Origin of the sequence: Marinobacter sp. KMM 10035 (genome assembly GCF_046537445.1) — a bacterium.
Classification (GTDB): domain Bacteria; phylum Pseudomonadota; class Gammaproteobacteria; order Pseudomonadales; family Oleiphilaceae; genus Marinobacter; species Marinobacter sediminicola.
This window is the reverse complement of the sequence record NZ_JBBVMG010000002.1, coordinates 540310-557509: the sequence shown is the minus strand read 5'-3', so window position 1 is coordinate 557509 and position 17200 is coordinate 540310. Positions and strand designations below refer to the sequence as shown.

Here is a 17200-nt window from a genome sequence, read left to right as displayed (position 1 = left end):
TAACCAGGCGAAATAATTGAATGAGACGTTCTCTTCTAGGCTTAGCTGTTGGCCTCGCTGTTGCCGCAACCGGCATGAAGCCAGCATTTGCAGATGAATTTACGGTTGCAGATATTGAGGTGGAAGGCTTGCAGCGAGTTTCTGCAGGTACTGTTTTCTCCGCTTTCCCCGTTAATATCGGCGAGCAGATGGACGAAGCCGAACTGGCCGATGCGATTAAATCACTGTTCCGGACAGGGTTGTTTACCGATATAGAAGCGAGTCGCGACGCCGGGATCCTCATACTTACAGTTCGGGAGCGCCCCTCGATCACGTCGATCGAGATTGAAGGCAACAAGAACATCGAGACTGGCATGCTCATGGATGCCTTGGCTGGTGCCGGGCTTCAGGAAGGTCAGGTATTCCGCCGGGCAACACTGGAACGCCTGGAACTGGAAATTTTGCGCTCCTACATTGGGCAAGGGCGCTACAACGCTCGAGTCAAAGCAACGGCTGAAGTGCTTCCGCGAAATCGTGTGGCAGTCCGCCTGGATATTAACGAAGGCACAGTTGCGGCTATTCAGCATATCAACTTGGTAGGAAACCGGGAGTTCAGCGATGAACAGTTGCGAGATCTGTTTGAACTGCGCACCAGCAGCTGGTGGAACTCCCTCACTAATTCCGACAAATATGCCCGGGAACGCCTGAGCGGTGATCTTGAAACACTGCGTTCCTTCTATCTCGACCGCGGATATCTGGATTTCAGCGTTGAGTCCAGCCAGGTTTCTATCTCGCCAGACAAACGACAGGTATTTATCGCTATTGCTCTTAATGAAGGCCCGCAATACACGATTTCTGATATAAAACTGCGCGGCGACCTCATTGTTGATGAAGAAGAGCTGCGTGAATTGATCCCTGTAGAAGCGGGCGATGTATTCTCCCGTGCCCGGATGACGGCTATTTCGGAAACGTTGTCGTTCCGGTTGGGTAGAGAAGGTTATGCGTTCGCAAACGTAAACGCCGTGCCTGAGCCGGGCCCAAATAACACCGCCGCCGTTACCTTTTTTGTTGAGCCTGGCAAGCGGGCTTATGTTCGTCGCATCAATTTCAGCGGAAACGTCTCTACCCGTGACGATGTTTTGCGTCAGGAAATGACGCAAATGGAAGGTGGTATTGCCTCGTCGGATCGCATTGAGTTTTCTAAAACTCGTCTTGAACGACTTGGTTTTTTCAAGATGGTCAATGTGGATACGGTTCCTGTGCCAGGAACCGACGACCTTGTTGATGTGAACTATTCGGTTGAAGAGCAGCCAACCGGTAGCCTTTCAGCGTCTGTGGGCTTTTCACAGGACTCTGGCATTATTCTTGGCGCCAACGTTGCCGAAAATAACTTCTTCGGCACCGGTAAGCGGGCATCGTTTGGCGTAAACGTCAGTGATGCGGTGAGAAGCGCAAACATCTCCTATATGGACCCGTACTACACTGTAGATGGCGTGAGCCGTGGGTTCAGTGTGTTTGCCCGGGAGACTGATTTTGAGCAGGAGGACATCACGTCCTACCTGTTGGATGAATACGGTGGGCGTCTCACCTTTGGTTATCCGACCGATAACATTACCAGGCTGAACTTCGGGGTGGGTTATACCAACTCCAAGCTGAAAGGTGGTGTATTTACATCGAAAGATGTGACTGAATTTATTGCAGAGGAAGGCGATAGCTTTAACAACTATTTCTTATTTGGTAGTTGGCGTCGCAGTACGTTGAACCGGGGTGTTTTACCAACTGCGGGCCACAGCCATTCCCTGTCAATTGACGTGGCCGTGCCTGGCAGTGACCTTACGTTCTACAAAGCCACCCACAGAACGGATTTCTACTATCCGGTATCGGACAATAACCGCTGGGTTGTGCATACAAGAACAGAAGTGGGTTACGGTAATGGATATGGTGAAGATCCAATGATGCCGTTCTATGAGCACTTCTATGCTGGTGGCTATGGCTCGGTAAGGGGCTATCAAGCGAATTCACTGGGGCCGCGCGCGCGCCCCGCAGACAACGATTTTTCCGATCCCGATCCGTTCGGTGGTAATCTCCTCACAGAAGGATCTTTGGAGCTGATTTTCCCGACGCCATTTGCCGGTGACAGCCGCTCCATGCGCACCGCATTCTTCTTGGACGGTGGCCAGGTATTCGACCCGGACCGTGGATTTGACCCGGATCTCAAGGAATTGCGATTCTCTGTGGGCGTTGGATTTCAATGGATTACCGCGGTAGGCCCATTGGCATTCAGTCTTGCCAAGCCGCTGAACGATAAGCCGGGTGACGACACTCAGGTGTTCCAGTTCTCACTTGGCCAGACATTCTGATTCCCGGACATTCCGATTAAGCGTTACGAGAAACAAAAACGAATGATACTCAGGAGACCCAAGATGTTCAGAAACTTACTGATGTTTGCAGCAGCCATGGCGATCGCGCTGCCAGCCGTAGCAGAAACGCGCATTGGTGTTGTAGATCTTCGCCAGGCATTGTTTTCATCAAACGATGCAAAGTCTTTCAGTGAAGCTATGCAGAGAGATTTTGCTGGTGATGAAGAAAAGGTTCGCGAGACTCAGGAAGCAGCACGAAAGTTGAAAGAGCGTCTTGAAAAAGACGGTGCAATGATGAATGAGAGCGAGCGTAACAAACTTGCGGGTGAATTCCAGGAAAGAGTCAAAGAGTTCAATTTCCTAAAACAGCGTCTTGATACTACTGTTAATCAGCGGAAGCAGGCGTTTCTTGAAGAAGCCCGCCCGGAAGTGGATGCAGCAGTAAAAGAGCTGTTGGAAGAAAACGATCTGGATCTGATTCTGCCAAGCGAAGCTGTTGTTTATGTGAAGCCGGAAATGAACCTGACCCCACAGCTTCTGGAAAAGCTGAACCGTTAATTCTTGCTGGAGAGCCCAGGGGCTCACAGGCGTGTTTGGAGCGCGAGATGACAGAAAAGTCTTACCGGCTTGGAGCGATAGCAGAAGCCGTGGGAGCGGAGCTGCGAGGCGATCCTGATATTCAGGTGTTCGGCATTGCAACTCTTCAGGCTGCTGGCCCGAACCAGCTCAGTTTTCTGGCAAATCCCGCCTATGCCAAACACCTGGCAGATACGCAGGCGGCGGCGGTCATTCTGTCGCCTGCAGCTGCGGATAATTGCCCGACCAATGTCCTGGTACTTGATAATCCCTATCTGGGGTATGCTCGGCTCAGCCACTGGTTTGACCCTGCACCGATTGCACGGCCGGGCATTCATCCTGCAGCAGTGGTTGATCCCAGTGCAGCCGTTGCCTCCAGTGCCAGTATTGGCGCCAATGCCGTTGTTGAGGCGGGCGTGGTTATTGGCGAAGCGGTCGCCGTCGGAGCGGGCAGTGTGATTGGTGCGCGCACCATTATTGGGGCTGGCTCTGTCATCAGGCCCCGGGTGACTTTAGCCCACGATGTGGTGATTGGGCAGCGTTGTCATATTCTCAGCGGCGCAGTGATAGGCTCTGACGGATTTGGCTTCGCCAACGAAAAAGGCCAATGGCATAGAATTGCGCAGCTAGGTCGCGTTGTTCTTGGTGACGATGTTGAGGTCGGCGCAAACACGACTATTGATCGCGGTGCTCTGGATGACACAGTTATCGGCAATGGTGTAAAGCTTGATAACCTGATTCAGATTGCCCACAACGTGCGCATTGGTGATCATTGCGCAATGGCTTCAATGGTAGGCATTGCGGGCAGCACAAAGATTGGCAGCCACTGTGTATTTGGCGGAGCTGCCGGAGTAGCCGGCCACTTGGAAATCACTAGCCAGGTGCATCTTACTGGCATGACCATGGTAACCGGAGATATCCCGGAGCCGGGAGTCTATTCTTCGGGAACCAGTGCAGATACTAATCGGCAATGGCGCAAGAATGCCGTGCGATTCCGCCAACTGGATACTTTGGCACGGCGCGTCAAAGAGCTGGAAAAGAAAACAGAAGGCTGAGGCCGATCATAATGATGCATATTGATGAAATACTGGAACACCTGCCACACCGCTATCCGTTTTTGTTAGTGGATCGGGTGACCGAGATCGAAAAGTCCAAATCGATTAAAGGTTATAAAAATATCTCCTACAACGAGCCGTTCTTTAACGGTCACTTTCCCGGCAACCCGATAATGCCTGGAGTGCTGATTATCGAAGCCATGGCGCAGCTGTCGGGCATTCTCGGTTTTGTAACGGTGGGGCGGAAGCCCTCAGATGGACTGGTGCAATACCTGGCAGGCACCAGTAAGACGCGATTCAAGCGCCCCGTGTTACCCGGAGACCGGCTGTGTATGGAGTCGGAAATTATCTCGGAAAAACGCGGTATCTGGAAATTTGATTGTCGCGCACTGGTCGATGGTGAAGTCGTCTGTGTGGCAGAGATACTGACCGCTGAGAGAGAAGTTTAATGGCGACGAATGACTGGTCGGGCGTTCATCCCCAAGCGATAGTAGATCCTTCAGCCAAACTCGCGGATAACGTAACGGTTGGACCCTGGAGCTACATTGGCCCGAACGTGGAAATTGGTGAAGGCACGGAAATCTTTTCCCATGTGGTTGTGAAAGGGCCAACGATTATTGGCAAAAATAATCGCATTTTTCAGTTCTCCAGCATTGGAGAAGAGTGCCAGGATAAAAAATACGCGGGTGAACCAACCACTCTGATTATTGGGGACAATAATACGATCCGCGAGAACTGCACCATTCACCGCGGCACAATTCAGGACCAAGGTGAGACCCGTATCGGCAGCAACAACCTGCTTATGGCCTATGTGCATGTGGCCCATGACTGCGTTATTGGCAGCGACATTATACTTGCTAACTGTGCAACCTTGGCAGGCCATGTGACGGTTGGTGACCATGCCATTCTGGGCGGTGGCACCATGGTGCACCAATTCTGCCACATTGGGCCCCATAGCATGGCGGCTGGCGGCAGTATTGTACTCAAGGATATCCCGGCTTACGTTATGGCTGCCGGCCAGTCGGCGGAGCCCCACGGCATGAACGTTGAAGGCCTCAAGCGACGCGGATTCGACAAAGAAGTGTTGATGACCCTGCGCCGGGCTTACAAGGTTATATACCGCCAAGGCCTGACGACGGAGCAGGCAGTGGAGAAGCTGGAAGAAGAATACTCAGGCACACCAGAAGTGCGGGTGCTTATTGACTCTCTGCGCGGCGCTCATCGCGGCATTATCCGCTAAGCTGGCAGGAGCCTTGTTTGATGGAGCATCCCCAGGCCGCGGTTGTCAGTGACCGCAGCATAACCTTTGGCATTATCGCAGGTGAGGCGTCTGGGGACATTCTGGGCGCTGGATTGATCCGATCACTTCGCAAACGTTACCCCAACGCACGCTTTGTGGGCATCGGTGGCGATGAAATGATTGCGGAGGGGTTCCACTCCCTGATTCCCATGGAGCGGCTCTCTATTATGGGGCTGGTAGAAGTGCTTGGCCGCATTCGGGAACTCTTTCGGATTCGTGCTCGCCTTCTGAGTTATTTTTTTGCCACACCACCCGACGTGGTGATCGGTATTGATTCCCCGGATTTTACCCTGGCCATCGAGCGACGCTGCCGAGAGGCGGGTATTCCCTCTGTTCATTACGTCAGTCCTTCGGTTTGGGCTTGGCGGCAGAACCGTATTTTCAAAATCGCCAAGTCGGTAGATCTTATGCTCACCCTGTTGCCGTTTGAGGCCAGGTTCTATGAAGAGCATCAGGTGCCCGTTGCCTTTGTAGGGCATCCACTTGCTGATCGCATTCCACTGGTGCCTGAAACAGGGAAAGCCCGCCAGGATCTTGGGCTTGATGAGAGCGCACCTTTACTGGCAGTTTTGCCGGGTAGTCGGGCTGGCGAAGTTGAGCGGTTAGGCACTTTGTTTCTGGAAGCTGCGCGCTGGATTCAAACCAAACGGCCGGATGTGCAGCTGGTGATCCCTTGTGTGAACCGTGAAAGGGAACAACAGGTTCGCGATCTTATCGAAGCACTCGATGTAAAACTTCAGGTTACTATCGTACGAGGACGTTCCCGGGAAGTGATGGCAGCATCCGACGTTGTGTTGCTTGCGTCTGGAACGGCGACCCTTGAGGCCATGCTGCTGAAAAAGCCTATGGTTGTGGGGTATCGTTTGAGCAACGTCAGTTGGGCAGTGATTTCCCGCTTGGTGAAGGTGCCTCATGTGGCGCTGCCGAACCTGTTGGCAAAGCAATCTCTAGTCCCTGAGCTGTTGCAGGATGACGCGACACCGGAATCACTTGGCACTGCGGTGTTGGAGCGAATGGAAAACCAGCAAGAACGCGATCGGCTGGTGCATGCATTTACTGAGCTACACCACACCTTGAAGCAAGATGCTGACGAGAAAGCTGCCAGTGCAATCTCCATGCTTGTTGAAGAAAGGGCCGGCTAGATGGCGCGAGCACCTGCATTACCTCCGTTCAAGTGCGCGTATGAGGGTCGGCTATTGGCTGGTGTGGATGAAGTAGGGCGCGGGCCTCTCATTGGTGCCGTCGTGACTGCTGCAGTCATTCTGAATCCTGATCGGCCCATCGCTGGGCTGGCAGACTCAAAAAAGCTCACCGAAAAAAAGCGTAATGCCCTTTACGAAGAAATCATTGAGCATGCGAGTGCCTGGAGCCTGGGCCGTTGCGAGGCCCATGAGATCGATCAGATCAACATCTACCAAGCCACCATGATCGCCATGGAACGTGCTGTGGCTGGCTTAGGTGTTGCGCCGGAATACGTACTGGTGGATGGAAACAAATGCCCGGAGTGGCACTGGCCCTCCGAGCCGGTGGTCAAGGGGGATAGTCGGGTAGAGGCGATTAGTGCTGCATCCATACTCGCCAAAGTGACCCGGGACAGGGAAATGGAAGCTCTGGAGCGGAAGTATCCCGGCTACGGCCTTGCCAAACACAAAGGGTATCCTACGCCCGTCCACATGGAAGCCTTGTTCCGGTTGGGAGTAACGCCAGAACACCGCAAATCGTTCCGGCCAGTTCAGGAAGCGATGGAGCAAGTTGGGTTTTTCAAGAATCCCGAGGCATCGGAGGCAGAAAACCTTCACTACCCAACAGACCTGTTTGAAAACAGTATTTGACAACGCGCCCACAAGTCCTTACTATACGCGCACGTTGATCGAGGCGACTCGGCAACAACCAGTTTGATGCGGGGTGGAGCAGTCTGGTAGCTCGTCGGGCTCATAACCCGAAGGTCGTAGGTTCGAATCCTGCCCCCGCTACCATATAAAAGAAAGGCAGATCAGTATTTTACTGATCTGCCTTTTTTGCGTTTGAGGTGTCGAAAAATCCGTGTGACGTATATGTGACGTATATGTGACACATATGTGCCAAACCTTGTGACACGCAAAATGTGCGTTAGGGTGGGAATGACCGTAAGTCTGTTAGCGTCACGCTCAAAAATCATTTCAACTGAAACCTTTTTTTAACTCAATCGCAGCAAGTCCTTCCTAGAAATTACTGGCGGCGCTTTTCTTTTTTACCTACTCGTCTTCCTGAAATTCCAGTAAATCGCCCACCTCGCATTTGAACAATCTGCAGAGTTTATCGAGCGCTTCCAAGTCGATACGTTGAGCTGTTTCTTTATAAAGCAGTGTCACAGTATTCCGGTTTAACCCCGTCTCTCGAGCTACGTCCACAATCTTCATCTTGTGCTCGCCCATGAGCCGAGCTAGGTGGCATCGAATCATACTTTGTTATCCTTAATGAACAAATGTCATCCAAAATGGCAAAAAGTGCTTGCAAATGTACTTTTATTGCCTAAAATGTTATTCAGAATGGCATTCTGATATGAGGAATGTCTTTTGTTGATCTAGAGTAGCGCAACAGAAGGAATAATTCGATGGGAAACTCCTATACCTATCTAACCACTGAAGAACTCGCAGGGCGCATCAAGTACGACTGCAGGACTATTCGCCAGTGTCTGAAGGACACGGTACTGCTTGAGGGCAAACACTACATCAAGCCTTTCGGACGTCGAAAGATACTTTTCCTCTGGGAAGCAGTTGAGAAGGAAATGCTGGTCACTGGTCGCGAGCATGACCAGTTGTCTATCCCAATGGCTAATGGAGTGGTTTGTCATGGGTAAGGTCAGATCACGCAAAGAAACCGGGCGGCTATATCTCGACTTTATGTACGCGGGCCACCGTTGCCGTGAGCAAACGGCGTTAGCAGATACCCCGGCAAACCGTAAGCGAGTAGAGGCATTGCTGCAGAAAGTTGAAGCTAAGATTCTTCTTGGAGATTTCAACTATGCAGAATATTTCCCAGACAGTGGCAATCTAAAGAAGATTGAACAAAAAAGTGTGAGCTCAGAGGCTATGGCAGGCTCTGGAAGTTTGGACACTCCAAGCTTCACAGACTTCGCCGACCAATGGTTCCAGGAAACCAAAATCCAGTGGCGCAATTCACACACTCGCAATGTGACTTCTATTCTTGAGAGTTCGCTCAAGCCCGCTTTCACGAAGAAAAAGGTAGGGGAGATCACCAAGGCCGATATCCTAGCCGCCCGCAACAAAATGGCGCGGCGCAAAGGTAGGGGAGCTAACGGCCTCATGTCACCCAAGACCATCAACAGTCACATGACTATCTTGCGGATGCTCTTGGTGGAGGCTGCGGAACGCTATGAGTTCGATAATCCCTACCGCAACATCAAACCTCTGAAGCTTCAAAAGGTTCACATTGAGCCGTTTTCAATGAATGAGGTCGAAAAGATCCTCAAGCATGTCCGCGAGGACTACCGGATTTATTATCTGGTTCGTTTCTACACCGGCATGCGTACTGGCGAGGTAGACGGCCTGCAGTGGGAGTATGTGGATTTCGAACGCCGGGAAATCCTGGTGCGTGAAACCCTCATTCACGGCAAGACGGAGTACACAAAAACAGACGGCTCCCAGCGCGAAATCCCCATGTTCGGCCCGGTATACGACGCACTCAAAGAGCAATACGAGGCAACCGGAAAGCTCAGCAAGTTTGTGTTTTGCAATCGCCTCGGTGAGCCGCTGGATCACAACAACGTCACCAAACGGGTCTGGTATCCAATGCTAGAGCTGTTAAAGCTCAAAAAGCGTCGCCCGTACCAAACCCGGCACACGGCAGCTACTTTGCTGCTGGCCTCCGGTGAAAACCCGGAATGGGTGGCTCGCACTTTGGGCCACTCATCAACAGAAATGCTGTTCAAAGTGTACTCACGATATATCCCGAACCTGACTCGCATGGATGGCAGCGCCTTTGAGCGCCTGATACAGAGCCGGGTGATCGACAACGACCAGGAGATGGGTAATGAAACTGAATGATCTGCGCCCTTTAGAGAAAGAAACCTTCAAAGGCACCTACCGTCTGACTGGTCGCGTAGCCTGTTTTGACGATGACGGCATTCCATACCTGAAGCTGCGCCTTAGCAGCTGTTCCAGCGATTTGGTTGTGATTGCGGTCATTGATTCTATTGTCATTCCTGAGCGACTGGGACATATGGATCTGATTGCTGTGAAAGGGCAGGTGTGTGTGGGCTCTGAGGAAGGTGAGATCTTGCTCACTGAAATCCGACGCCCTATGCGCACCGACATTGCCCGTCTGCCGGCCTTGCAAACTTTACCACGCACCGTTTGTCCCAAACCGGAGGCTCTGGATCAGCTGATTGACGCTGTTCGCGTACTCAAAAGTAGTCACCTACAGGTATTCATCAAGCGGGTACTGGAGCGTCGGGACAGACTGGAAGTTTTCCTTCGGGCACCTGCCAGCAAAAGCTATCACCATAATGAACCAGGCGGTCTTTTAGTCCACTCTCTGGATGTGGCGAAGAATGTCTTGCAAATGATTCAAGCCAACGAGCCAGACATGCCGCGAGAGCTTCAGGAACTTGGTTTTGTGGCAGGGCTGCTGCACGACATAGGCAAGACCTACACCTACGACAAACGAGGCAAGCCAACTGCCGCCGCACGACTATTTGATCATGCCGACCTGACTCTGGAAGCATGTGCCTACGGGTTAGCCTACCTTGATACAGTACAACCGGATGCGGCAATGGCACTGAGGCATATCTGGACCTGCGCCTCACCGGGCGCTCGTTATGGCACCAAGCCTGCCATAACCCTCGCTCGCTACGTGCGCGATGCCGACGCCCACAGCGCCATGGCTGACAATCAACGCCGCGCCTACCGAAAGCGCGTGCCTGTCGGCTTTGGGCGGCTTGGCCATAACCTTTATTGGATGCCATTCACCGAGGTCCACAGGTGAGTGTTTGTCTCAAGATAACAAGGGGGGGGTGAGCGCAGTATGGCCACACCCTTTTTTGTTCCTAACCGAGGCATTGTAGTCCCACCAAGAACTTGGAGATTCGGCTAGCTCCAGCGGAATCTTGCCATCAAAGGCTACTACATAGCTTGTCTGCGTCTGACTCATAAACGCTCTGTACAATTAACGGCGCGCTCTGCGGAAAATTTTTCGACAGCAGCGCTTTGTTAAGTGATTTCACTCCAATGCTATCCATTTAGTGACCCCAATTAAGACACCAAGAGAAATGTAAAACCCCCAAACTGAAAAGGATTTGGCGGCTTCAAACTGTAGTTTCGACATATTACCAACGGGAATGACGGAATAAAGGTCTTGCTCGGTAAGGCTTCCAGCTCGTAGCTTGGAAACAAACTGGTTATACGAATTGCGAAAGCCCTTTTCTAGGGCTAAGTAGTAGGAGTCAAGAGCCAAAAATACCACTGTTGGTAAAAGTGCAATCCAAGCATAATCTGGTTTACCTTTATCAGCTATTATCACAAGGACAGCAGCTACTAAGGTCACGCACCATGCTTTGCAATTGGTGCTATTTGCTGACATTCGCTGAATGACATTTTGGATTATTCCAAGGTGCGTCTGAATCGAGGCTGCTTCGGGGTCGATTTGGAGCGGATCTTCACTCATATTTAGTTCCGTTTGTTCTTGATAGCGTGGTCAATCCAGCCAGAAATATTTGCAGCGATATCCCGATAGGCTTGTGATGGATCAGGATCGTAACACGGCACCACAGATGACAGCTTTCGGCCGTCATTAAAAGTGAATTCATCAAAGGGGTTGGCGCCCTTTCGGCAGGTGCCATTTCTTGCGCATCTAATATTATGTATGTGGATTCCGATAATGGCTTTACCTTGGTTCCAAGCTCTCTCTATCTCGTATCTCACCCAAGGACGTGAGGCAGTCTCTGAACCAATAAGAACAATCACACACCTTTTATACTTCATGTTTTGATCGATCCAGTTTTGTACAGCTGCCTTACCACTCCTTTTGAGCCGCTCCCACTCATTTGCATTTACTGCAGAATTCCCTTCAATTGCTCCAATGTTTCGTATTTGCTGAACACGCATAACATCATCAGCGAAATGAAAGCTGTAGAAAACGGGAATTTTCGCCACTTTTTTCTCCTTACTATTCAGCATCAATGCACCACCAATTACACCGCCGGCCATTAAACCACCTATGCCGGGTACCAACACATTGCCCAGAAGTGCGCCGGCTGCCGGCCAGAAAACTTGCTCCACTCTGAATTGGCTAACTCGTTTTTTGGGCGCCTTCAATGTTATTGGGCGTGGGCTCCTGCTATGTGCCATCAAAAACCTATTGGAAATCCAGATATTGCCACTAGAGATTGCTAATCCAAGCTCCTGAGTTTGATCCAGCATCAAAAGCTGCGTAGCCAGACCTTCCGGTTTGTCTATCAGTTCCTTCATCAATCTTCTTGTACAACTGAAGATATTCGTTCCCGTACCAATTCCCAGAGTCATCTTCGGTAGGAATAATTAGCATTTTTCCATACCCCTTTTGGGAATCGGCATACCCAATCTCCCACGGACACCAACGTGATTGAGTGGAGTTGCTCGTGGCCAAAAACAGAAACCAATCTGTTGTCGTTATTTTTGACTTAATCTTACTTGCCGTCTCCTTGTTGGGCGAACTCGGCATTTCATTGTCTTCCCAGTCTATGTATACATCCCACCCGTTCTCTTTCAGCAGGACTTGAAGCCCTTTCGCCAACACTTGATCCTTATGGCTATGACAAAGAAATGCAGTTTGTTTATTCTTAGACAGTGCTTCATTCAAAGACCTAGCAACGACAACACTTCCTGATCTTCCCGCTGCGGACCTTAGATGTTTTGTTTTAATCGCCAATTTTTACTCCAGCTCCAATTTTCAAGCCAAGCACTGAACGCCAGCCAGCATGCGCTGGTACGGAATGTAGGCGAAGCCGCAATGTAGTAGCCGTCGCCGTGACTGGCCTTGTATCGCCTATATCGGCTGACACACAGCCAAGTGCACCTTAACTCTCGTCTGCTTTCTCTAGCGCTATATTATTTCGAATTGTATCCGAATCAGATTGCTGGATGGTTAATCCCACCACAGAACCAATTAGCACGACAAGCAGAGCAAGGAAGCCGTTCCGAAGTGACTGATATGCGGCTTCGTTCCTAAGATGCCTAACGCTATTCATCCTTTCTTGTGCATATAGAGCTTGACTCAAGTACAACACGCCGCCACTTTTCTGCCTGAGCGCATGTTGAGTCCCGTACCCGTATACGGCCAACGTTTTTAGAGCACCTAAAGCCGTTACTCCAGCAAGCAGCATATATATCGATGCGAATCCACATGCTATCGAAACGAGCCCTGCGTATGGGTTTTCGGGCACAAATTTCACCAAAACACCGCTAGCCGCTGCCAAAACGGTCAAGCTTACACTCAACCCTAAAGTGAATTTTGATGTCTTTTCATCTATTTTCGTTGCCCGCTCATGCTCTTCTTTAATTCGGTCCTTTAAAACTCCTTCGTCAAGCTCTGCATACGGTGTAGATTTTTCCGCGACCAGCGCTTTATTACTCACATCCCTCATTATTTTTCTTTTGTTCCTCAAGAACGCAAATAGAGGAAGAGCTTCTTCAAAGGCCCTATACGCGTACTGCTTCATTTGTCACCCACCAACCAGTTAGCAATGTCTACGTCGAACCTACGCTCATCGCTAACAAGCCAGCCCCACTCGCCTGTCGGGTTGATTTCGATAAAATAGTAGCTGCCATTACTTTCTATCAAGTCGATGGCCCCAAAGTTAAGGCCGAGCACTTCGAGCAACTTCAAGCACTTCCTCTCTATACCATGAGGCAGATCAACTTCCGTATATTCAATAGCGTCACGATCAACAACTCGCCAGTCTCCGTCTATCCCTCGTCCGGCCGAAGTTATTTTCACTGCGGTCACTTCTCCTCCAATCACCGTCACTCTGAGGTCAATTTTTGGTGACACGTACTCCTGTACGGTCAGAGGAGCGGCAGAGATATTTTCATCAGTGAACTCTGACGAGCATTCTATGGTTGAGTAGGTAAATAGAGTCTCGTTATTATCCCGAAGCAAGACGGTGTCCAACGACTTGATAATTGCCCTATTATCTATCTCTCGAAGCCTGACATAATCATTTCCTATCAATGTCTTGGGTACTTTGAACCCAATTCTTCTGGCGACTGACAATTGATATGCTTTTGTTTCTGCTAAATACGTAGCGTTCAACGGGTTCATCCACCTAGCTTGGTCAAAGATAGCTAAACTTCTTAGAAACCCCATCCACTGGCTCCGGGACAACTGTTCATCGATACTTAATGACTCACCCGGTGTATTCCTTAAGAAAACTGGCTGTCGATAATACACAGCCCTGAGATCAGTTGTTATTCGATAGTTGGCTCCGTTCATCCTCACTTCTAGGGACTCTTCTTGAACATCCATAGTTAAGCGGTAGCTCTCAAAGTTTTCTCGATTCAAACGAACGTATTTGGCTTTTCGCCTCTCAAGTTCCTGAACGACAAGGTCCGCTGAGAAGTCATAGAGACTAGAAACCACTAGACAATCAACAATCATTCTCCTTTTTGGTCCTCGCCCGTTTCCTGATCACATTTCTTGGATACCAATGCGCCATATTTCGACCCAGGGGATACAAGGGGAGCAGATCCCGACACCCAGTAGCCTCTCTGATCGTTAAACACGGCATCTTCAGGCATCTCTGGATGTTTCGAATATGGCTTTCTCTTCGCATGCTTAAGCAATAAATGATCATTCATTGATAGGCTCCTCCTTTGTTTCGATAACGCCGCCGGTACGAGCAGCTTTGTAGTGGAGGCAAAGCCGCAATGCAGTATGCGTCGCCGTGCCTGGAATTGTTAAGGCTTTCGCCCAGTAGTGATCTGGTTCGAGAGCTCCGGCGGACGCGCGACCTCTATCTCATGAGCCGCGACATTCCCGAGAAAGCGATGACCATGCAGTATAGCCGCTTGGTTATTTGAAAGTATCCCGGTGCTGGCCAAGCCATCTATTAGCTTTTCAAGGTTACTCCCCTTGACTCCCCGATCTTTGCAGATTGCTTCGATTAATGCGCGCAGCCCAATAGCAGTTAACAAAGGCAACTGAGCATTCATTGCTCCAACAATTTCACGATAAATCGATCGAATCTTCGGTGGCAGCAAATAATCTTCATCGAAGGTCTGACGTTGAGTTTTTGACTTGGGGTAAGTTCGCCACCTCAAGTCCATCTCGCCGATGTGAGGATTCCAGTCACCCTCATCCCATTCAGAAATCGCGTACGCGTAACTGTCACAGCCTGCACATTGGCAAAAATAGTGGTTCTCACCCCACTTCTCGACTTCCATTGGGTGCGGATCCACCGACCGTTCCGCTATCACAACGTGATTTGTGGGGCGCTTACACTCCCCGCAGTAGACCCTTATCGTGCTTCCTATCGCCATACCTTCAATGCCCAACAGCTAGGCAGCGCGATTCATCATTGCGAAAATTTGGCTGCATCGTTATCACAGACTTTGAACCGTCAATCGCGCTACACATAAATCGATAAAACAATAGCTTAGCCTAGCATGACCATCTCAGCCATGTGATCATTCAGCGTCTGCAATTTGCACCGTCAATCATATTGGATGAAAATACTGTGATTAGCCTGGAGGCTGTGGAGGCAAGCTCTCAATCGAATGTTCGCTTTTGTTTAAAAGCATGGATTTATGCTGGTGCTCTCGCCTGTCCTAGCTTATGAGTGGGAAGCCATCGAACGATGTTGCCGTGCATGCCGCAGCAAAGTAGCAGCAGACCGACCTCCCCGCAGGCCTTTATAAGCTCTTCAGCTCGCGAGGGGCTAGGGCTACCCTTCGTGTTCAACAATGTTGACTGTCTGTATTAAGCCAATTCCACGAATATCATGAATAACGGGGCATGGCCGGAGAGCGCCTCCAGTTTTTACCTCAGAAAACGGCCGGTCTCGCGGGCATTGTCCACTAGGCCCTCGATTTCAATTTCATCGAGCGCTGCGTCGCGTGCCACGACGTTACCGCCTTAAGTGTCTCCCAGGGATCCGGGCCAGCCTTTTGCCATGAGATCTCTGCAGGACAGGAGCATACCTCTAGCCAGCCTTTTCGAGCGCGCCTGCCAAGACGACTAAATGGATGTCCGGGGCGATCTCTACGAGTTCGACGGCTATCCTGTGGGGGTTGACCTGAATCGTCACACGCACGCTTTGGCATCTACCATCCTAGGTTAACGATTAGTCGAAGGTTGGGGACCATGTTTTAGAAAGTGCGCAGGAAGCCGGGACAACACCCCGATGACCAGAAACGCAAACAGGAGCCGTGCCCAAAGAACGGCAGACAAGTCGGCCCCCAGCAGCAAAATCAGCAAGGTATCCTCAATCAGGCTGTGACACAGGCCGAGAAAGCTCACTGCAAGCAGAGCATCTCGGGGGCTAAGCTTCTCGGTTCTGGATTCCTGGATGAGAAGCCCCGCGCCAAAACTGAGCCCCAACATAGCGCCGATAACAATAGTATTGGCGGCCGCTTGGCTAACGCCCAGTAGCCGCAGAAACGGATAAAGCATTAGGTGCAGCAACCGTTCGACGCCCAACAGGCGGAACAGCTTGAGTAATGTTATCAGCGCCAGGATGACGAAAAAGATTATCGTAAGCGTCTGGGTTTGCACTAGCGCCCACCCCATTAAGCTCTCGTCGGTGTATTCCGGCTCCCACGCCAGTTCGTTCGGGTACTGCAGCCATCCACCAGCCCGATAGAGCTGGTGAAGAACCCACGCAAGCACGAGCGACCCGCCGATGCGCAGACACAGCGTCAGCCACCAGGGCGCGCCTACTTTTCGGGCGACCGCGCCTTCCACGGGTATAGCGTGCGCAACGATCATCAGCGTGCCTAGTACGCTGACCTGGGCGACCGTCAGGGTCTCGGATCGAGCCACTTCAAAAAACAGCACCATGCCAGTGTAGATGTTGGTCAGCAGCGTCGCGGCCCATACAATGCTGACCGTGTCGGGCAGCCCCAGCCATCCCATCAGTGGTGCCAGCACAGAGCCCAGCCAGAGTGTAAATCCTAACAGCTCCAATGACTTCACGATGATCAGTGCCGGGACCAGTATCCTTAGTAAGGTGAAGTAAACCCGGGTGGACTCTCTGAAAATCTCAGAAACTGAGGTTTTTTTTCGTGTCATTAACCAGATCAACATGAATATTGCTCGTTTGAGGTGGAAGAAGCGATATTGTACGATGGAAGGCAAAAAATCTTTCGTCTAAAATATGCCAAACAGTGCATTTCATTCGTTTATTGTGTGATTTGGAGAATATTATGCACCTGGATCGGCTCGACCTCCGAATACTGGACTGTTTGCAAAATGAGGGCGGCATCACCAATCAAGAGTTGGCGAACAAGGTCGGGTTGTCACCCTCTGCCTCCCTAAAAAGGGTCCGGCGACTACGGGAGAGCGGGATTATTGAGCGGGATGTAGTTTTACTGGCTCCTGAAAAGCTCGGGCCCACCTTGCATGTGGTGGTGGAGGTCATCATGGAGCGTGATGATAAGGCATTATACCAGCGGTTCCTTAAGCGGGCACTAGCGGCCCAGGAAGTGAAGCAGTGCTATCAAGTCACGGGAGAGGTCGATTTTGTGCTGATCGTAATTGTAGCCGATATGGAATGTTATGACCTTTTTTGTGATCGGGTACTGTATGCGGATTCCAACATGCGCAAATTCCGCACGCTGATTTCTCGTAAACGAGCTAAGTTCGATACGAGAGTTACCCTTCCTGCTTTATGACTGGCGTTTGCGGTTTGGCCACAAGCTTAAAGAGGAGGAGTACCTTCACACTGACGTTCAGTT

At 50.8% G+C, this 17200-nt stretch carries 20 protein-coding genes and 1 tRNA gene; 12 read left to right on the top strand and 9 right to left on the bottom strand.

Features of this window, described 5'->3' with window-relative positions:
* Positions 1-20 precede the first annotated feature (20 nt).
* The 8 genes from bamA (at position 21) to AADB16_RS14400 (ending at position 7246) form a co-directional block, all read left to right on the top strand.
* Positions 21-2339: an outer membrane protein assembly factor BamA gene (gene bamA / locus AADB16_RS14435; RefSeq protein ID WP_410804270.1), complete on the top strand. Its 2319-nt coding sequence runs from the start codon at positions 21-23 to the stop codon at positions 2337-2339.
* Between the two features lie 63 nt (positions 2340-2402).
* Complete coding sequence (locus AADB16_RS14430; RefSeq protein ID WP_298450377.1) at positions 2403-2897, top strand: OmpH family outer membrane protein; 495 nt, start codon at positions 2403-2405, stop codon at positions 2895-2897.
* A gap of 47 nt (positions 2898-2944) precedes the next feature.
* Positions 2945-3970, top strand: coding sequence for a UDP-3-O-(3-hydroxymyristoyl)glucosamine N-acyltransferase (gene lpxD / locus AADB16_RS14425; protein ID WP_410804267.1), 1026 nt, complete (start codon positions 2945-2947; stop codon positions 3968-3970).
* A gap of 11 nt (positions 3971-3981) precedes the next feature.
* Positions 3982-4419, top strand: coding sequence for a 3-hydroxyacyl-ACP dehydratase FabZ (gene fabZ / locus AADB16_RS14420; protein ID WP_298450381.1), 438 nt, complete (start codon positions 3982-3984; stop codon positions 4417-4419).
* A complete protein-coding gene (lpxA, locus tag AADB16_RS14415) occupies positions 4419-5210 on the top strand; it encodes an acyl-ACP--UDP-N-acetylglucosamine O-acyltransferase (protein ID WP_410804265.1) in 792 nt (263 codons plus the stop codon). Before fabZ ends, lpxA begins: the two co-directional genes overlap by 1 nt.
* A 20-nt stretch (positions 5211-5230) precedes the next feature.
* Positions 5231-6412 (top strand): lipid-A-disaccharide synthase, encoded by a 1182-nt coding sequence (gene lpxB / locus AADB16_RS14410; protein ID WP_410804263.1) that lies wholly within the window; start codon positions 5231-5233, stop codon positions 6410-6412.
* Complete coding sequence (gene rnhB, locus AADB16_RS14405) at positions 6413-7102, top strand: ribonuclease HII (RefSeq protein WP_410804261.1); 690 nt, start codon at positions 6413-6415, stop codon at positions 7100-7102.
* Positions 7103-7169: 67 nt separating this feature from the next.
* Positions 7170-7246: transfer RNA gene (locus tag AADB16_RS14400), tRNA-Met, on the top strand.
* Between the two features lie 258 nt (positions 7247-7504).
* Here the strand turns inward: AADB16_RS14400 and AADB16_RS14395 are convergent.
* Positions 7505-7711, bottom strand: a complete 207-nt coding sequence (locus AADB16_RS14395) for a helix-turn-helix domain-containing protein (RefSeq protein WP_410804259.1) — start codon at positions 7709-7711, stop codon at positions 7505-7507.
* Between the two features lie 152 nt (positions 7712-7863).
* Here AADB16_RS14395 and AADB16_RS14390 point away from each other — a divergent pair, with 152 nt between their 5' ends.
* From AADB16_RS14390 to AADB16_RS14380, 3 genes are read left to right on the top strand one after another with little or no spacing between them, the layout of a single operon-like run.
* On the top strand, positions 7864-8109 hold the full coding sequence (locus tag AADB16_RS14390; protein ID WP_410804257.1) for a hypothetical protein: 246 nt from the start codon (positions 7864-7866) through the stop codon (positions 8107-8109).
* Positions 8102-9316 carry an Arm DNA-binding domain-containing protein gene (locus AADB16_RS14385; RefSeq protein ID WP_410804255.1) on the top strand — a complete coding sequence of 405 codons (1215 nt, stop codon included), beginning with the start codon at positions 8102-8104 and terminating at the stop codon, positions 9314-9316. Before AADB16_RS14390 ends, AADB16_RS14385 begins: the two co-directional genes overlap by 8 nt.
* Positions 9303-10256 carry a TraI domain-containing protein gene (locus tag AADB16_RS14380; RefSeq protein ID WP_410804253.1) on the top strand — a complete coding sequence of 318 codons (954 nt, stop codon included), beginning with the start codon at positions 9303-9305 and terminating at the stop codon, positions 10254-10256. The genes AADB16_RS14385 and AADB16_RS14380 overlap by 14 nt, the downstream gene beginning before the upstream one ends.
* Before the next feature lie 234 nt (positions 10257-10490).
* On the opposite strand, the gene AADB16_RS14375 is transcribed toward AADB16_RS14380, so the two are convergent.
* From AADB16_RS14375 to AADB16_RS14340, 8 genes are all read right to left on the bottom strand, one after another.
* Positions 10491-10934, bottom strand: a complete 444-nt coding sequence (locus tag AADB16_RS14375; RefSeq protein WP_410804252.1) for a hypothetical protein — start codon at positions 10932-10934, stop codon at positions 10491-10493.
* A gap of 2 nt (positions 10935-10936) precedes the next feature.
* On the bottom strand, positions 10937-11737 hold the full coding sequence (locus AADB16_RS14370; RefSeq protein WP_410804250.1) for a TIR domain-containing protein: 801 nt from the start codon (positions 11735-11737) through the stop codon (positions 10937-10939).
* The gene (locus AADB16_RS14365) at positions 11649-12176 is read right to left on the bottom strand and encodes a toll/interleukin-1 receptor domain-containing protein (RefSeq protein ID WP_410804248.1); all 528 of its coding nucleotides are present in this window, start codon (positions 12174-12176) and stop codon (positions 11649-11651) included. The genes AADB16_RS14370 and AADB16_RS14365 overlap by 89 nt, the downstream gene beginning before the upstream one ends.
* A 148-nt stretch (positions 12177-12324) precedes the next feature.
* The gene (locus AADB16_RS14360) at positions 12325-12966 is read right to left on the bottom strand and encodes a hypothetical protein (RefSeq protein ID WP_410804246.1); all 642 of its coding nucleotides are present in this window, start codon (positions 12964-12966) and stop codon (positions 12325-12327) included.
* A complete protein-coding gene (locus tag AADB16_RS14355) occupies positions 12963-13904 on the bottom strand; it encodes a hypothetical protein (protein WP_410804244.1) in 942 nt (313 codons plus the stop codon). The genes AADB16_RS14360 and AADB16_RS14355 overlap by 4 nt, the downstream gene beginning before the upstream one ends.
* Positions 13901-14104 (bottom strand): hypothetical protein, encoded by a 204-nt coding sequence (locus AADB16_RS14350; RefSeq protein ID WP_099620019.1) that lies wholly within the window; start codon positions 14102-14104, stop codon positions 13901-13903. The genes AADB16_RS14355 and AADB16_RS14350 overlap by 4 nt, the downstream gene beginning before the upstream one ends.
* 99 nt (positions 14105-14203) lie before the next feature.
* The gene (locus tag AADB16_RS14345; RefSeq protein WP_410804242.1) at positions 14204-14689 is read right to left on the bottom strand and encodes a DUF4145 domain-containing protein; all 486 of its coding nucleotides are present in this window, start codon (positions 14687-14689) and stop codon (positions 14204-14206) included.
* An 892-nt stretch (positions 14690-15581) separates the two neighbouring features.
* Entirely contained in the window at positions 15582-16535 is a 954-nt protein-coding gene (locus AADB16_RS14340; protein WP_410804240.1) for a hypothetical protein, read from the bottom strand.
* A 134-nt stretch (positions 16536-16669) separates the two neighbouring features.
* Here AADB16_RS14340 and AADB16_RS14335 point away from each other — a divergent pair, with 134 nt between their 5' ends.
* Positions 16670-17137 carry an Lrp/AsnC family transcriptional regulator gene (locus AADB16_RS14335; protein ID WP_410804238.1) on the top strand — a complete coding sequence of 156 codons (468 nt, stop codon included), beginning with the start codon at positions 16670-16672 and terminating at the stop codon, positions 17135-17137.
* Positions 17138-17200: the final 63 nt, after the last annotated feature.